This window comes from Treponema denticola (assembly GCF_024400535.1).
Taxonomy (GTDB): domain Bacteria; phylum Spirochaetota; class Spirochaetia; order Treponematales; family Treponemataceae; genus Treponema_B; species Treponema_B denticola_C.
Map to the genome: position 1 here is coordinate 597997 of NZ_CP038800.1, position 16930 is coordinate 614926.

Here is a 16930-nt window from a genome sequence, read left to right on the forward strand (position 1 = left end):
TTTATTCCTGTATATTTTGTAATGCATTATCTGCTTGTTTTGTTAGATCATTAATATACTCATCCGAAGCCATATCCGGGTTTGATTCAATCTCAAGAATTTTATTTACCAAGGCTTTTATTTTTTCATAATCTTTTGAATCTTGAGGACTTTCAGGTTCAATATTTTTTTGAGGCGCAGTTATTTCGCTTTCCTTGTTATCCGGTTCTTTTTCGGCTTTTATATTTTTTCTCAAAAAGTCATAGCAGCCGATGAACATTGTGATTGTCATTTTTGATAATGGTTCTAAGGCTGCTTTGGGCCAAACAAAGAGTAAGGCTGAATCGTTATGAAAATATTTTGTGCTAAAAAGTCTGCCCTGAACTATAGAAGGCTGCCATTTTATGCTTTGAAGTCTTTCCCAGTTTGCAACATATATATGCTGAGGGATGGAAGCCCCCGTATGATTGATTAAAAACAAACAAGCTGCATCCGAATTTGCGGAAATAACGGCAGAGTCTTTTTCAAGGGCCGGTTCTAAAACGGTTTCTTTGAAAATTCCTGCTCTAAGATCCGTATAAAGAGGAATATTTCTATTCTCTCCCAGTTTAGTATCAAAGAGTGCTTTAAGTGCAAATTCCGAAATCTCTCCGCCTGTGTTTTCAATTATAGTTTCAATTTTTAAAAGCGGGCCGCTTGTTCCGTAGCTTTTATCCGTAAATGAAAGTTTTTGAATAACATAAAAAGACTCATCAAAATCATATATGATATTTATAGAATCTTCATTTGCTTCAATTTTAACAGGTTTGCTTATTCTTTTTTTGAGCTCATAGACCTTATTGTCTTTATAAACATAGAATTTATTGGTACGCCCTAAAGACCTGTCATCATATAGCGGTATATATTTTTCTTTTCCTCTGGCCGAAAGGCTATAAAGACAAAAATTACCTGTTTTTCTAAAAACCTTTAATTTTAAATTATCTTTTACAAGTTCATAATCCGGTTTAGGTTTAGCATATAAAACACTCACAAATAAACTTAAAATTAAAATTGCAAAATATTTTTTTTGTTTCATCAGTTGTTTTCCTCCAAAAGTTTATTATACATATCCTGTAAAAGCTTTGCTTTTTTTATTAAGGCTTCAATCGCAGCCTTGCGTTTTTCATTATCTGAAGAATTTTCTGCAGAGCTTTCTTTATCATCGGTTATTTCCGAAGTATATTTGGAGTTATCTTGGGCTAGAATTGCCAGAAGCTCTTGATTTTTTAATTCAAGCATGACGGTTTTATCATACAGTTCTTCATTTTTCTTTCTTTCCATCTTGAGCTGCTCTGCAAGTTCTGCAATTCTTATATCTCCTCCGCCATCCATTGATTGTTTTTGATATGCGGCTATAGTCTGCTCATAAGTCTTTTTAATTTTTTCAGACTCTTCAGCCAGTTTTAATAATTCTTCATGGCTTATTTTTAATAGTTTTAAAAGTTCATCTTGTGTAGAAGTTTGATCTATTAGGGCTATTTTATAGCGGGCAGGTTCAACCTTTGCAGAAGAAGGATAGTCGATTATAACCCTTGAAAAAATACTTCTTGCATCTTTTAGCCTTCCTACCATGTATAAGTTTTCTCCTATCCAATAATATGCAGATGCAGTTTGTCTATGGTTAGGATATTTTCTTAAAAAGCCGTATAAAATATTTATGGATTGCTCATATTTTGACGAGAGGCAGCATATCCGTCCTTGTTGGTAAATAACTTCAGCGGTTTTTGAGCTGTTCGTAAAACGGCGTAAAAAATCCTCGGCATCTTTTAAAGCCGCGGAATAATTCCGCGCAGAAGCATTTGTCATGATAAGCCAATAAAGCGGCTCATCTAAAGAATTTTTTGAGGTTTCTATTGCTTTTTGAAATGCTAGGACTGCAGAAGGCCAGTCCGATCGGGCATATGCGTCTAATCCCGATGAAACATAGTCCGTATAGGTTTGTGTAAAAGCATTTAAGGTAAAAAGTAAAAAAAACAAATAAAGAAATTTTTTCATATCCGTAAATCTCCTGAAAAAAATGCAGAGCCTGAAACTATTACATCGGCTCCCGAATCCAAAACCTGTTTTATGTTCTTTGAATCAATTCCGCCGTCGACTGAAATCAAATACTTCCAGCTTTTTTTTTCGCGTAATGTTTTTAAGTCTTTTACCTTTTCTAGGCAATATGGAAGCAGTTTTTGCCCGCCGAAGCCCGGATTAACACTCATAACCAAAATTAGGTCAACCAATGGGGCTATTTCCGTAATCATTCCGACAGGCGTTGTAGGTACAATACTTATACCGGCTTTCATTCCATGAGACCGAATGTCTGCTATAAGCCTGTCAGCATGGACGCAGGCTTCTGTGTGAAATGTAAAATAATCGGCTCCCGCCTCTGCAAAATCGGCCACAAAATTTTGCGGCTCACTTACCATTAGATGTACATCAAAAATAAGGTTGGAGCTTTTGCGTATAGATTTTATTACCGGCGCTCCAAAAGTCAGATTGGGTACAAAATGCCCATCCATGACATCTATATGAACCCAGTCTCCGCCGTTTTTTTCTATATATGTCAACTCTTCACCGAGCTTTGAAAAGTCTGCACTCAAAAGTGAAGGGCTTAATTTAAAACACTTATCCATACATTCCATATTAGCAAACAAATGAATATATGTAAATAGGGAAATCCTAAAAATCAGTAAGTAGTATCATTCATGTTCATAAAATCTTCTCGTACTTTTTGAAGGCGGAGGAGCTCTCTTTTTATTGTCCTTTCGTAGTTTAAATCGCCTAAGGCTATACGCTCTCTTTCATTTTCCCACGAAGGCAAGTCATCTAAAAATAAAAATTGAAATTCTTTTATATTGGCCTTTTCAGCCCATAGTTTTGCCTCATACCAATAGATAAGGGCTGTTTGATAAAGCTCTTCAGCTTTAGAAAGGCTTTCTATGTTTTGTTCTTTCCATGGATAATTATAAAAATATGCAATCTCCTTATCGAATTTGCTTCCCAGCCTTAAATGCTGTTCTACCATTTTTAGGTTAAGATGCATCATAAACATATTCCTGTATTTTTCCCACTCTTTTTTTGTAGAAATTTTGCCTAGGGCATAAAGGGGATTACAAAAATCGGCGTTTATAGCCCTTTCAAGCCAGTAAATATTTTCGACTATATCATCAGGTTCCTGTGCATAGTGTATATGATAAAGCTTATAATATTGTTCTTTGTATTCCACAAAATACGGAAAAACAGGGCTATTGAGATAAGTAAAAAAACATAAACATACAAAAAAGAAGGTTTTTCCTTTCATCTTTTATATTTTCGGCAAATCTTTTATAATACTCCATAATTTTTCGTGAATTTCTTCAATTTGATCTACGGCGTTTATGCTTATTATATTCATTTCAGGTTCTTTTATACGGTATTCATCTATTATTTTTTTGTATTCTCTTTGTACTTTATACTGAAAGCTCTTTTCTTCATATATTTCAAGCAAATTACTTCTTTCCATTACCCTGCTCATCGAAATATCTACCGGTAAATCAAAAAAGAATAAAAACTCAGGCAGAGGGAAGCTTGAGTTTTGATGTATTGCAAGGTCTGCCGCTCCTGCAGCACTTTGGTATGCAAGACTTGAAAAAATATATCTATCCGATATGACAACCCTTCCGTCTTGTAATTGTTCAAGTATGCCCTTAATTCCGTAAATATGCTCACATCGGTCGGCAGCAAATAAACGGGTCATGGTTTCCGGAGCAAGCTTAAAGGAGCCTTGAAGGGCAGATCTGATTAAAGAGCCTATAGGGCTCGTTGTCGGTTCTTGGGTAAAAAAGGCAGGATTTTCCTTTTTTTCGGCCTCAAACCTTTCTTTTAAAAGCCTTATCTGGCTTGTTGTGCCTGAGCCGTCTATCCCTTCAAATACAATAAAGTTGGGTAATATCATGATACCTATCATAACATTTTTTTTTTTGATATAATAGTAGTTAAGTGGAAAATATAAAGAAAAGGCGCATTATAGAAATTTTAATTTTTCTCACAATATTTATAAGTTCCTTGCTGGTGTTCCGGCCCGTCGTCAAAGCTATGGAAGAAAGGCTGGTATATATAAGGGATAACTTAATTAAAACGCTTGAGACCAGAATTTGAGGTTAAAATTACCTATTCTTCTATCTCCCCTTCTTTTTTTAACAGAATAAAGATAAGGGATCTAAATATTTATAATGCTGAAACAGAGGAAAAAATAGCTCAATTTTCATTACTGTATTTTGATTATAGGTTATATTCTTTACTTAAAAAAGATTTTTCCTCTATCTTTTCATATGCAGGCGTATATGATGGAATTATAGATTTTAATTACGAAAAAAATGAAAATATTTTAAAAAAAATTAAAATATTAAGTTCAGGAAAAGAGAAAGCCGAAGCAATCGTATCAGTTGATTCTTCTCAGGACAATATCCTTCAACTTGTTAAAGAAAACTTAAAAAAGTTCACAAATATTCAGCCCATAAATATTGAGCTGAAGAATATAGCTATAAATTACGGAGACAATAGATTAAAGGTAAATTTTTATACTTCAAACGGTACTCTTGTTTTAAATTCAACTAAGATAGATTTTAATTTAAATTCTTCTTTTAGGTATAGCAGTCTTATTCTGTCCGGAATACCGGCTATCAGTACCTCTATAAATATAAACGGTTCTTTTTATCCCAATACGAGTTCTGCCTCTTCAATAGTAAATTTTTCAAATATCAAAGTCGGAAATGTCCATGTAAATAAATTTTCTATCTTTGCCTCATATCTTGATAAAATAGCTTCCATTACAACACTACAGGATATTCAGCCTATTGATTTAAAAGGCTCTTGGAATACATCAGAAAACAGCGGAAATATAAATCTTGAATGTAAAAATTTTCATCCTTTTTTAATTTTTTCAGGCCAAAATAAAAATGATTTTTTTCAATTGTTAAAAGATACAAGTTTTACTGGGAATTTTAATTTAAGTTTTAGTAAAGACAAAAGGCTTTTATGGAATACCGGTTTTGGTGTAGATATTCCAAAATTTAAATTATCGGGAACAGAAATCTCAAACTCCTTTTTAAATTTTCAGGCTGAGGGCGATGAAAATCTTATCAACATAAAAAAACTAAATATACGAGGAGAGGATATAGGTCTGTCCCTATCGGGTACTTATGGGATAAAGGAAATTTTACCTAACTTTGATTTAAATGTTTCCAAATTTAAACTGCCCTCAGGTGAAAACTTTACTGTGAAGTTAAATGTTTCTTCATTTAAAGATCAAATACTGGCCAATATAAGGCAGGTAAAACTTGGAAGTGCTTCTTTTGAAGATATACAGGGCATTATCGAAAAAAAAGAAAAAAAAACAGATGTATATCTTTCAGTAAAAGATCAAAGCGGAAGATTTAATATTGACGGAACATGGACTCATCCAAAAGATAAGGTTACCAAGGAAAATCCGGGATATTTGGAGCTTCATGGGGCTGCAGACGCTATAAGCTTAAGCAATCTTTATTCTGCTGTTGAGTCAATAGTTTCTATTAAAATACCTGCAAAGAATTTTATAAAAAACCTTTTATCTCCTGTCCGGATGACAAATGAATTTTATATTTCAAGCGATTTTAAACAAGTATCATATAATATAATTCAGATGGTTCTTGCATCGAGTGAAAAAAACGGATTTTACAGTCTGTTTTCTTTAAAGGGAAATGAGTCTTCTTTTAATGTAAACGATATAGATATTCTTTTTAGTGATATACATTTAAAAGGCAGCTTAAATTCCGGCTTTGAAAATGAAGGTCTTGTTTTTGATTCTTTTTTTACCTTAAATAATATTACTTATAATATTGCAGGACTTTTAGCAGATGAAATGTTGAGCATTTACGGCGATTACGGTTTAAACATAAACATAGTAAAAAATAATAAAGATAAGATTCGGGGAACAATACAGGTTAAAGAGCTGCCGATTCCCTTTATAAACTCTCTTTTTTCGGCTGATACCGTCTTTGAGTATGAAGATAAGACGGATTGGGAATTTACTTGCTCTTATGCAAAACTGGAATATATTGAAACGGATATTACCAGAACTGATGATAGTTTGGAATTTTATGTTGAAGGCTATGCAAAACCTGATGAAGTTTTTTTTCATAATGTAAAAGCCGGTATAAAAAATAAACAGATGGAAGGTACTGCTGCATTTAATTTAGTTCCTATTTTAGATAAGGATGTTAATCAATATGCCGTTAATATATCTCTTTCCGACAAAAGTAAAACGGAATTTTTTCTTTTAAATTCATTATTTTCAATTTCGGATAAGATTTATTTTGACGGTACATGTGATATAAAAAATATTTCACTAAACAGATTTTTTAAAAAACAAAAACAGGAAAACAAACTAAATGCTGAATTTGTTTTTCTTGGAAATAAAGATGCCGTTTCTATAAAATCGGACATAAAGGAAATTAATTTTAATTTAAAAGGTAAAAACCTTGAGGGAAGAGCTCTTTCTTTTATAGACAATAATCAAATTTCCATTTCAGACTCGGAACTAAGGTGGGGGCTGCATAAGATTGATGACATAAAAGCTCTTATAAGTCCTTCTGAGCAGCAAGCTTCACTCGAATTTAAATATAGAACCGATACGGATAAGAAAGAAAATAAGGCGTCGGTTTTAGTTAATTTTACTTCAACTGCCGATTTAAAGGATGCCTCTGAACAAAGTATTCTCAAAAAGACTCTTAATCTGACTTCTCATTTTAGCATAAATATTAAGATAAGCGATTGGGTCTTTGCAGGTCAAAATGGTGAACAGGATATAACTGCAAGTTTAATAAGGGAGCCTAATATTATCGCTTTATATGCAGGCGAAAACGATAATATTTACGGGTTTAAGACAGATGACGGAGTTGTGTCCTTGCACATAGATGAGTCCTTGCCGATACACTTTAATCTCGACGGAACTGTTACAAAGGAATCTATTGATCTTTCAATTACCAACATAGGAGCCGATCTTGCAAAAGTTGTGGATGCTATACCTAATAATGATATCATAAAATTTTCAAGCGGGGCACTTAAAGGAAATGTTATGATAAAAGGCAGCCCAAAAGATCCTGTTTTTTATGGAGAACTTAACGGCGAGGAGCTGTACTGCACCTCTCCTAATTATTCTCCTGATACTTACGGTCCCGTAAATATTCCTATAACGCTGGATGGAACACTTTTACATGTTCCTTATACCGTATTGACGGGGAAAGTAGGAAGCCTCTGGGCTCAGGCGGATTCGGAATTTATAGGCTGGCTGCCTTATTATACTACCATAAATTGCGGTATCTTGGAAAAAAACGCAGGCTTGGATAAAAACAAAAAATATTATTTTTCAGGCGGATGGAAGAGCTGAAGGAAAAGTAAGAATAGACATCAGCCCCGATGCCGTAGCCCTTGATGGGGCAGCTCATTTTGATAAGGGCTATTTTTCGGTGTTTTTTGGAGATACTAAGAGACAAAAAGACTCTTCATCGGGAAATTCAACTTCATTTTCGATGAACTTGGATTTGAGTCTGGGAAAAAAATCGGAATTTAGATTTCCATCAACAGATCTTCCTGTTTTAAGGGCCATTGCTTATACTGAGGATACCCCTTTTAACTTAAATGTTGACACCTTAACCGATAAGTTTGAGATGTCCGGTTATGCAAAGATAAGAACCGGTGATATATTTTATATAAAGCGGAATTTCTATATTAAAGAAGGAGAGTTAAAAATTTTAAATACTCCGCTTAATATAGAACCCATAATATCCGTTCGTGCGGAAATAAAGGGATAAAACGGCTGACGGACAGCCTATTACAATCAGCCTGACGGCAAAAGACCAGTATCTTGATTTGGAAAGGTTTAAACCTGTTATTTCTACTTCTCCGCCTACGGCTATGTCTGACTCTGAAACTATGGCTTTAATGGGACAGGTAGCTTTGAGCGATCTAGGAAAAGGCAATGTTCTTAAGGAAGCTCTTCTTAACACATCGGATATCTTGGCTCAAATGGGCTTTTTAAAGAAAATTGAACAAGAAGCCAGAAGTTTACTCCATGTAGATGTTTTTTCGCTGAGAAGTCTTTTGATACAAAACGTTATTTTAGAAAATTTATTTAAATCGGCTAATGATAAGCCATTGACAATCGGTAACTATTTTGATAATACAAGTGTTTACATAGGTAAGTATTTCGGTTCTGCCATATACGCGGATGCAATGCTGCATCTTAGCTATTACGATCCGCTTTCTATAAAAAAAGATATTGTAAAGAAGTCTGTTTACGGTAATTTACTGTTTCAGCCTGAAATAGGATTGGAAATGAGTACTCCATTTTTTCTCCTGAGATGGCACATGACTCCCAGCAGTCCGGATACATTATTTGTTCAGGATGCAGGATTGACTATATCTTGGAAGTATTCGTACTGATTTAAGGGGTAAAAAATGTTAAAGAAAAAGATTATAGGTTTGCTGTTTTTTTTATTTGCCTTTGCTTGTTTTTCTCAAGCTTCTGAAGGCTGGTATAATGGGAAACCTCTTTTAGGCGTTCAATTTAAAGGTTTGCAAAACATCAGTATTTCCGAATTGGATGAAATCTTTAAATCCTATAAAAAACAAGCTTTTTCGGATGAGTTATATTGGGAAATTTTACAGAAAATATACGCTTTAGATTATTTTACGGATATTGTACCGAAAGCCATACCTGCAGATGAAGAGTATTCAGCCGTTTTTTTGGAATTCACTGTAAAAGAAAAGCCTTATATAAGCAATATTTTATTTAAAGGGAACTATCAGCTAAAAAATTCGGATCTTATGTCGGCAATCAGTCTAAAAAAAGGCGATGTGTTTAATGAAACGAATTTAAAAAATGCTGAAAGAACATTAAAAGAATTCTATAAATCAAAAGGTTTTTCCAAAGCTGAAATATACAGCAAATATACGGAAAATAAAGAAAAAAACAATATAAATATAGAATTCACTGTTAGTGAAGGAAAAATGTCCGTCATAACTAAGATTCTTTTTGAAGGAAATTCAAAATTTCCTGAAAAGGCCTTAAAAAAAGTTCTTGAATCTAAAGAAGCTTGGCTTATTCAAAAAGGTATATTCCGTGAAGAAGCTCTTCAAGCTGATAAGGCTGCAATTAAGATGCTTTATGGAGAACATGGATACATCGATGCCCATGTTGAAACCATAAAAAAGGACATAGATTCCGACTCTGATCCTCAAAAAGAACAAATAACCCTGACCTATGTAATAATGGAAGGGGAGCAATTTATTTATGGGGGAACGGAGTTTCAAGGGAACTACATATTTACTACAGAGCAATTAAGCGAAAAAATCAAACTCCAAAAGGGCGATGTTTTCAATTTAAAAAAATTTGAGACAGGCTTCGGCGAGGTTGCAAATATCTATTATGAAAACGGTTATACCGGTAACTATATAGATAAAAAAGAAAATAGAAATTCTGCAGCCAATGAAGTCAGCTATACAATTTTAATTGTTGAGAGAGAGCGCAGCCATATTGAAAACATAATCATAAAAGGCAATACTAAGACAAAATACGACGTTATTTTAAGAGAAATTCTTTTAAAAGAAGGCGATGTTTTTTCAAAAACCAAAATTTTAAACAGTTTTAGGAATCTAGTTAATTTAAGGTATTTTTCATCGGTTGTACCGGATGTTTTGCCCGGTTCGGAATCCGACCTCGTTGATGTTGTTATAAATGTTGAAGAACAATCCACAGCAAATGTTCAATTTGGAATTACATTTTCGGGAACGGCAGATCCGGATACATTCCCAATGGCGGTTTTTGCCCAGTGGGAAGAAAAAAATCTCTTTGGAACGGGAAGAGAGCTTTCGGCGAATTTAAACGCTGCAACCGATACTCAAACTTTGTCATTGGGATTTACCGAAAACTGGTTTTTAGGAACACCTCTTTCGGTAGGGTTTAATTTTTCTGCAACCCATAAAATCCAATATGCATATCAGGATCTATTATTACCGTCGGTGGATAAAGCAAGCTCAGCATTGGCTGACGCCTATAAAATGAAATATGACAGGTTTGAGCTGAGTTTTGGAATAAACACCGGTTATAGGTGGTTTCCTAAATTTGCCGTCATAACCTTACGGGGCGGTTTGGATTTCGGTATAGTAAAAAACTTTTATAATAACAAATTATATAGGCCTGCAGATGCCAAGGTAAGAAGTCAGGAAGAACAATGGCGTTTAAGCAATTCTTTTAAATTAAAACTTTCTGTAGATAATCGAGATGTGTCCCATGATCCTTCAAAGGGTTGGTTTTTAAGTCAAGAAATAAGCTTTTTCGGCTTATTACCCAAAATTGAAGATGAATATGTATTCCAATCGGACACAAAGGGTGAATTCTATATAACTCTCTTGGATTATCCCGTAAGCGATATATGGAATCTTAAATTCGTTTTAGGTTTTTACTCAAGTTTTTCATTCCAAATTCCTCTAGATAAAAAGACTGTCAGTTTAGACAGACAACTGGCTATTGACGGCGTGTTTAAGGGCCGCGGATGGATGACTCTTGGTTCAGCGGGAGCCGGAACGGTTTTACAAAACAACTGGATAGAATTTAGATGGCCTTTAGCTCACGGTATTTTATCATTCGACTTTTTCTTTGATGCTGTAGCAATAAAAAAGGACTTAACCTCTTTAGGAAGTCTTAGTATAAACGATTACTACTTCAGTTTCGGCCCAGGGCTTCGTTTTTCAATTTCCCAGTTCCCTTTACGCTTATTGCTTGCTAATACTTTTAAATCTCAAAACGGCAAGCCTGTTTGGGGAAATGGAAAAGGACCTGATTGGAAATTTGTTCTTTCATTCAATATTCCAAACCTATAATAACAAAAAAGGAGTTTTATATGAATAAAAAAAGCTTTGTAATTATTTTTGCTATGTTCTTGTTTTCGCTCGGGGTATATGCGCAGCAAATTACCCGCTTTGCGGTAATAGATACCGGTCTTATCTTTGATACTTTTAGACGGGATGCGAAGGCAGCAAGAGATTATCAGGACAAAAAGGAAAAATTTGAAAATCAAAAAAAACTGATTGAAGCCGATATTATCAAGCTTAGGCAAATAAAGGTTAATGCAGAAGCTGAAGGAAAAGAGGCTGAAGTAAAAAAATATGAAGAAAAAATAAAGAGTAAAATAACTTTATTGATGGAATATGTAAAGGCTTCCAATGATGAATTGGATATGCTTAGAAAAAATCTTATCAATGATGATGAGTTTTATAGTGCCTTATATGAAGCTGTTAGATCTGTAGCTGAATCTGAGGGCTATACAATGGTTTTAAGCTATGAACATAATTCGGGTATTATTTGGTACAGCCCAACCGTCGATATAACGGATAAAGTTATTCAAGAACTTAGAAAGTAAAGTGAATAAAGCTCAGACGCCGATGATACGGCAATACCTTAGTATTAAGGCAAAATACAAGGATGAAATACTTTTTTTCAGGCTTGGAGACTTTTATGAAATGTTTTTTGATGAGGCTGTTGAAGTAAGCCGCATCTTAAATTTAACCCTGACAAAAAGAAATGATGTGCCGATGTGCGGAATCCCCTACCATGCGGCTAAAATTTATATAGCCCGTTTATTAAGAGCAGGGAAAAAGATAGCTATATGTGAGCAAATTACCGAGCCCGTTGCCGGCGGGCTGACCGACCGTAAAGTTGTTGAGGTCATCACTCCGGGGACTGTGGCTGAAGATGATTTTTTGGAACAAGGAGCAAATAATTATCTTGCTGCCGTATATTGTTCTGCCAAAAAAACGGCAGGACATAGGGGAGAGGACTACTATGCGGGTTTTGCCTATATTGATATTACAACGGGGAATTTTTTTGCAACATCCTTCCCTAAATCCGATTTTAAAGAGCAGTTTTTAAAAGAAATAGGACGGGTCAATCCTAAAGAAATTTTAATTCAGCAATCACTGCAAAGCGAATTTCCTTCCTTAAAACAGATCCTTTCCGAATATCCGGCTATGATGCAAAACTTTTATCCTGATTGGAGTTTTAATCCGGAACAGGCAGAAAAAAGACTTTGCACTCTATTCGGTACGGAGAATTTAAAAGGCTTTTTACTTGACAGAGATTCTGCCGAGCTTCCTCCGGCCGGTCTTTTAATTCAATATTTAGAGGAAATGGCAGACCGTGATATCTCGCATATTTCGGGTATAAAAACTTATGTTGAAAGCGATTTTGTTTCTTTAGATGACTCCACGAGGAAAAACCTTGAGCTTCTTTCAAATTTAAGGGATAACAGCACTGCCTACAGCCTTTTTGAATCGGTGAACTATACAAAAACCGCTATGGGAACGCGCCTTTTAAGAAGACGCATAAGCTATCCCCTTAGGTCAAAAAGAGAGATAGATGAAAGACTTGAAAAAGTACAAAGTCTGTATCGGGATGAAAGGTCTGCCGCCCTTATAAGGGATACCCTTTCTTCAATTCTTGACATAGAAAGACTTGCCGGCCGGATAGCAATGAAAAAGACCCACGGTAAAGATCTTCTTGCACTAAAACAAAGCCTAAAATCGGTTATCACAATATCGGGGCTTGTAAAAGATAAGAGCTTGGATTTTTTACACATTAATGATGAAGAAAACGGCTTATTAAATAAAATTTATGAGCTTTTGGAAAATTCTATAAATGAAGAATGTTCTACAGCTTTAAATGACGGAAAACTTATAAAGTGCGGGTTTTCAAAAAAAGTAGACAAGATAAAAAATATAAAAGAAAATGCTCACGATATTCTTGAACAATATTTAAACGATGAAAGAAAGAAAACAGGCATAAGCAATTTAAAAATAAAATACAATAGAATGATCGGCTATTTTTTGGAAGTCTCCTTAGGAAATATTTCGGCCGTTCCCGATTATTTTATCCGCTTGAGATCTCTTTCCAATGCCGACCGGTTTACAACGGAAACCTTAAAACAAATTGAAGACAACATAAACAACTCCGAAGAAAGACTTATCGAAGCTGAGCAGGAAGTCTTTGAAGAAATATGTTCCGGCATAGAAGAACATAATAGGTTTTTACAAAAAATTGCAGAAGAAGTTGCGGAGCTTGATGTAAACCAATCTTTTGCAAGAGCTGCCGTTTTACATGCTTGGACAAGACCCGAAATAAAAAAGGGTTCGGGAATTTTACATATTATAAACGGCCGCCATCCTGTTGTTGAAAACCATCTTCCGTCAGGAGAATTTGTGCCGAATTCTATTTTGCTTTCTTCAGGTGATTTACCGGAAGAAGGCTCAGCCGGCTCGGCCGAAACCGGCTCAGCCGAAATCGGCTTTGATAATATTCCGTCTTTTGCCGTAATTACAGGACCCAATATGGCAGGCAAAAGTACTTTTTTAAGGCAGACTGCCTTGATATGTATATTAGCCCAGATAGGATCCTTTGTTCCAGCTGAAAAAGCCGTATTAAGCCCTGTAGATAAAATTTTTTGCAGAGTAGGGGCTACCGACAATTTAGCTCGAGGCGAATCTACATTTTTGGTAGAGATGATTGAAACGGCCTATATTCTTAATTCCGCAACAAAGGAAAGTCTTGTCATAATGGATGAGGTTGGACGGGGAACTTCAATGGAGGACGGCCTTGCAATTGCTCAAGCTGTAAGCGAACATCTTATAAATATTATTAAAGCAAAAACATTATTTGCAACTCATTACCATGAACTTACCGGATTGGAACATGAAAAGATTATTAATCTAAAACTGGATGTGCTTGAAGCGGAAGGAAAAATAGTTTTTTTAAAAAAAGTTGTCCCGGGCTCTGCAGGAAACTCTTACGGTATTCATGTTGCAGGGCTTGCAGGTATTCCGCGAAGTGTTTTAACCCGTGCCGAAAACCTTTTATACATGCGCAGTCAATTTAAAAATCCTAAATTTTTAGGAACGGATAATCAATATGCCGGAATGTCTGAAAAAAAGCCGTCCTCAAATCCGCAGGAAAAAGCCTTATCCCTATTTGCAGAGGAAGAGCTCATCTTAAACGAAATTCTTTCGACAAACCCTGATGAAATCACCCCTATAAATGCTTTGCAGTTAATCTCTTCATGGAAAAATAAGCTTTCAGGAAAAAACTCTTGATAGCGTCGATTGAATAAAACTTTTTTTTAAGATATAATCTATAAAGAGCGATAAATTTAATAAGAGGCAGGCTGATATGCTTTCACGTAAATTATTTATTTTTGTTCCCTTGGCTGTTCTAGCAGTATTGATTTTTTTAACCGTTCTTTTTTTTGTGTTTGTTACCGCAGCCGAGTATCGTCCTAAGCCGATTGAAAATGCAGAGATAACAAAAGGAGCAAAAAAAGAAACTTTAAAAACCGATGAGGTCTTTAAAATGTTAAGCTGGAATATAGGCTATTGCGGCCTTGATGCTCAAAACGATTTTTTTTATGACGGCGGAAAAAATGTTACAGCCCGAAGCAAGGAGGCTGTATTAAATAACCTTGAACGAGTAAAAGAAATTCTTAAAAAAGAAGATTGCAGTTTTAATCTTATCCAAGAAATCGACATAAAATCTAAACGCAGTTTTTATATAAATCAAAAAAAAGCCTTATCCGATTTTTTTACCGATTATGATTCGGCCACAGCCTTAAACTATGATGCCTTCATTGTTCCCGCCCCCGTTTTAAATCCTTTAGGAAGAGTAAAAAGCGGGGTCTTTACTTTAAGCGGATGCGGAATAGAAAAAGCGTATAGACATCAGCTTCCGGGAGCATTTTCATGGCCCTTAAAAACCGTCAACTTAAAACGCTGCCTTCTGATTTCTGAAATCAAAACCGATGTTCTGAGTAAAAATCTTTACATAATAAACCTACATCTTTCGGCTTATGATAAGGCAGGAGTGCTGAGAAAGCAGGAGATGGACTATCTAAAGGCCCTTGCTTTAAAATTATATAATGAAGGGCACTGGGTAATTGCCGGAGGAGATTGGAATTCTCTTTTTCCGGGTGTAGAAAAAAACAGCTTTATGCCTTATACTACACCTGAGGAATACCTTGAATGGATAGAATACTCTCCTGCCGATTTTATCGGCGACGGATGGAGATGGGGTTTTGATAAATCGGTGCCGACTGTACGGCTCTTGGAAAAGCCCTATGTTAAAGGAGAAAATTACACCACAATAATAGATGGGTTTATATGTTCTCCCAATGTTGAAATTACCGGAGTAAAAACTATTGATTTAAATTTTGAAGTTTCGGATCATCATCCTGTAATTGCAGAATTTAAACTTTTAAAATGATATTTATTCAAAATAAAAATATAAGGAGCAACAAATGAAAGTAAAACCAGTAACAGTAACCGGCAGCAGTTTAACAATAGAAGACGTTGTAGCTGTTGCCCGCCATGGAGCGGAAGTAAAACTATCCGCAGATGCAAAAAAAAGAATCAAGGATTCAAAAAAAATCGTTGATGACATCGTAAAAAGCGGAAAGCCTACCTACGGCATTTCGACCGGCTTTGGAGAATTATCCACCGTAACGATTACTAAGGATCAAAACGGAGCCTTGCAGAGGAACTTAATATTGAGCCATGCCTGCGGTGTCGGCAATCCCTTCCCGGAAGACATAGTTAGAGCCATAATGCTTTTAAGGCTTAACACTCATGCGAGCGGTTTTTCCGGAGTAACTCCTGCAGTCCCGGATATCCTTGTAGATATGTTAAATAAGGGAGTAACGCCCTATGTGCCCGAAAAAGGTTCTTTAGGAGCAAGCGGTGACTTGGCAAACCTAGCCCACATTGCTCTCGTAATGATAGGAGAGGGAAAGGCTTATTATGAAGGTAAGCTTATGGAAGGACAGGCGGCTCTTGCGAAAGCCGGCTTAAAGCCTGTCGTCCTTTCGGGAAAAGACGGTCTCGGTATAATTAACGGTACACCCGTAATGTCCGGTATCGGAGCCTTAGCCCTGCACGACGCAGAGCAGCTTTTAAAAACTGCAAACATGGGTGCTTCCTTGGTGTTTGAAGCCTTTAGGGGAATTACCGCAGCCCTCGACCCAAGAATCCATAAATCCCGTCCTCACAAGGGACAGATTGATACGGCTGCCTTTATTCTTAAAATGTTAAAGGGCAGTTCTTCTATCAACACAAGAGAAAATGATGTTCAAGACCCTTATACCCTCCGCTGTGTTCCGCAAGTTCATGGAGCAAGTGCCGATGCTATCGCCTATGTGCGCAAGGTTTTAGAGGTAGAAATCAATGCCGTAACCGATAATCCGCTAGTATTCCCGGACAATCATGATGTTATTTCAGGCGGAAACTTCCACGGTCAGCCCATTGCTATTACCATGGACTTCTTGGGGATTGCCGTCAGCGAGCTTGCAAACATAAGCGAGCGCCGAATCGAACGCCTTGTAAACCCGCAGCTAAACGGAGGCCTTCCCGCCTTCTTAATAGAAAACGGCGGAGTAAATTCAGGCTTTATGATTCCTCAATATACGGCAGCCTCCCTTGTTTCAGAAAACAAGGTATTGGCTCATCCTGCCAGCGTTGACTCCATTACCTCATCAGGAAACAAAGAAGACCACGTAAGTATGGGAACGACTGCTGCCCGAAAGATAACCGAAATCGTTAAAAACGTACGCCATGTTCTTGCTATTGAGTGGCTTACGGCTGCTCAAGCCTGCGATTTACGCGGTATCGAAAAATACGGCAAGGGAACCGACGCGATGATGAAGCTTATCCGAAAACACATCTCCAAGGTTACCGAAGACCGCATTCTTTATAACGACATTATGAAGGCTCTTGAGATTATTTCAAATGATGAAAATATTGAAATGATTGAAAATGCTGTTAAGTAGAACCCTTTAAACTAAAAAAAACCGTATTGAGCTCTTGCCGATAC

13 protein-coding genes are annotated in these 16930 nt (G+C 36.1%); 8 read left to right on the forward strand and 5 right to left on the reverse strand.

The genetic code is table 11. The features are described from left to right. Position 1 precedes the first annotated feature (1 nt). Genes E4N78_RS02745 through tmk form a run of 5 tightly spaced genes read right to left on the reverse strand, consistent with a single transcriptional unit; the run spans position 2 to position 3952 of the window. Positions 2-1054, reverse strand: a complete 1053-nt coding sequence (locus E4N78_RS02745; RefSeq protein ID WP_255811552.1) for a hypothetical protein — start codon at positions 1052-1054, stop codon at positions 2-4. Next, positions 1054-2013 carry a tetratricopeptide repeat protein gene (locus E4N78_RS02750; protein WP_255811553.1) on the reverse strand — a complete coding sequence of 320 codons (960 nt, stop codon included), beginning with the start codon at positions 2011-2013 and terminating at the stop codon, positions 1054-1056. The genes E4N78_RS02745 and E4N78_RS02750 overlap by 1 nt, the downstream gene beginning before the upstream one ends. Beyond that, positions 2010-2639: a ribulose-phosphate 3-epimerase gene (rpe, locus tag E4N78_RS02755; protein ID WP_255811554.1), complete on the reverse strand. Its 630-nt coding sequence runs from the start codon at positions 2637-2639 to the stop codon at positions 2010-2012. Before rpe ends, E4N78_RS02750 begins: the two co-directional genes overlap by 4 nt. Before the next feature lie 53 nt (positions 2640-2692). Then, positions 2693-3307, reverse strand: a complete 615-nt coding sequence (locus E4N78_RS02760) for a hypothetical protein (RefSeq protein WP_255811555.1) — start codon at positions 3305-3307, stop codon at positions 2693-2695. A 3-nt stretch (positions 3308-3310) separates the two neighbouring features. Continuing rightward, positions 3311-3952, reverse strand: a complete 642-nt coding sequence (gene tmk, locus E4N78_RS02765) for a dTMP kinase (RefSeq protein WP_255811556.1) — start codon at positions 3950-3952, stop codon at positions 3311-3313. Between the two features lie 174 nt (positions 3953-4126). Between tmk and E4N78_RS02770 the strand changes: the two genes are divergently transcribed. The 8 genes from E4N78_RS02770 to hutH all read left to right on the forward strand — a co-directional run bounded on the left by E4N78_RS02770 (position 4127) and on the right by hutH (position 16886). Continuing rightward, positions 4127-7411 (forward strand): translocation/assembly module TamB domain-containing protein, encoded by a 3285-nt coding sequence (locus tag E4N78_RS02770; RefSeq protein ID WP_255811557.1) that lies wholly within the window; start codon positions 4127-4129, stop codon positions 7409-7411. 79 nt (positions 7412-7490) lie between these two features. Next, a complete protein-coding gene (locus E4N78_RS02775; RefSeq protein ID WP_255811558.1) occupies positions 7491-7835 on the forward strand; it encodes a hypothetical protein in 345 nt (114 codons plus the stop codon). A gap of 58 nt (positions 7836-7893) precedes the next feature. Further along, a complete protein-coding gene (locus E4N78_RS02780) occupies positions 7894-8466 on the forward strand; it encodes a hypothetical protein (protein WP_255811559.1) in 573 nt (190 codons plus the stop codon). Between the two features lie 15 nt (positions 8467-8481). Beyond that, complete coding sequence (gene bamA / locus E4N78_RS02785) at positions 8482-10905, forward strand: outer membrane protein assembly factor BamA (protein WP_255811560.1); 2424 nt, start codon at positions 8482-8484, stop codon at positions 10903-10905. Between the two features lie 20 nt (positions 10906-10925). Next, a complete protein-coding gene (locus E4N78_RS02790; protein WP_255811561.1) occupies positions 10926-11444 on the forward strand; it encodes an OmpH/Skp family outer membrane protein in 519 nt (172 codons plus the stop codon). A 22-nt stretch (positions 11445-11466) separates the two neighbouring features. Continuing rightward, a complete protein-coding gene (mutS, locus tag E4N78_RS02795) occupies positions 11467-14166 on the forward strand; it encodes a DNA mismatch repair protein MutS (protein WP_255812308.1) in 2700 nt (899 codons plus the stop codon). Positions 14167-14242: 76 nt separating this feature from the next. Next, positions 14243-15328 (forward strand): endonuclease/exonuclease/phosphatase family protein, encoded by a 1086-nt coding sequence (locus E4N78_RS02800; protein ID WP_255811562.1) that lies wholly within the window; start codon positions 14243-14245, stop codon positions 15326-15328. A gap of 34 nt (positions 15329-15362) precedes the next feature. Then, entirely contained in the window at positions 15363-16886 is a 1524-nt protein-coding gene (gene hutH, locus E4N78_RS02805) for a histidine ammonia-lyase (protein WP_255811563.1), read from the forward strand. Positions 16887-16930 lie beyond the last annotated feature (44 nt).